This is a genomic window from Mycobacterium sp. E1386, assembly GCF_001672745.1.
Taxonomy (GTDB): Bacteria; Actinomycetota; Actinomycetes; order Mycobacteriales; family Mycobacteriaceae; genus Mycobacterium.
On sequence record NZ_LZKH01000011.1, the window covers coordinates 1 to 964 of the forward strand.

1 protein-coding gene is annotated in these 964 nt (G+C 70.3%); it reads right to left on the reverse strand.

Annotation, left to right across the window (positions count from 1 at the left end; all coding sequences use genetic code 11):
- Positions 1-964: serine hydroxymethyltransferase (gene glyA / locus A5709_RS00775; RefSeq protein WP_068117299.1), on the reverse strand; the 964-nt coding region annotated here is incomplete at both ends.

Here is a 964-nt window from a genome sequence, read left to right on the forward strand (position 1 = left end):
CCGACGTCACCATCGGCGGCCGCGGGTCGTTGGGGACCGCGTTGCGGTTGACCGTGATGCCGATCTCGTGGAGCAGGTCCTCGGCGGCCTGGCCGTCCAGCGGTGAGTTGCGCAGGTCCACCAGCACCAGGTGGACGTCGGTGCCACCGCTCACCACCGACACGCCGGCTTTGGCGACGTCGGGGGCCGTCAGCCGGTCGGCGAGGATGCGGGCGCCGGACAGGGTGCGCTGCTGCCGGTCGGCGAACTCGGGGGTGCCGGCGATCTTGAGGGCGACGGCCTTGCCCGCGATGACATGCATCAGCGGTCCGCCCTGCTGGCCGGGGAACACCGCGGAGTTGACGGACTTGGCGTACTCCTGCTTGCCCAGGATCAGGCCGGAACGCGGGCCGCCGAGCGTCTTGTGCACGGTGGTGGACACCACGTCCGCGTGCGGCACCGGCGACGGGTGCAGTCCCACGGCGACCAGGCCCGCGAAGTGCGCCATGTCCACCCACAGCTTGGCGTCGACCTCGTCGGCGATCGAGCGGAACGCCGCGAAGTCCAGGATCCGCGGGTAGGCCGACCAGCCGGCGATGATGACCTTGGGACGGAACTCGAGGGCCTTGGCCCGCACCGCGTCCATGTCCACCAGGTGAGTCGTGGGATCCACGCCGTAGAAGCCGGTTTCGTAGAGCCTGCCGGAGAAGTTGAGCTTCATCCCGTGCGTCAGGTGCCCGCCGTTGGCGAGGTCGAGGCCCAGCAGCCGCTCGCCCGGCGTCATGAGCGCCTGCAGAACGGCGGCGTTGGCCTGCGCACCCGAATGCGGCTGCACATTGGCGAAGTCGGCGCCGAAGAGCGCCTTCGCCCGGTCGCGGGCGATGTTCTCCACGACGTCGACGTACTCGCAGCCGCCGTAGTAGCGCCGGCCGGGCAAACCCTCGGCGTACTTGTTCGTCAGCACGCTGCCCTGGGCCTGCAGCAC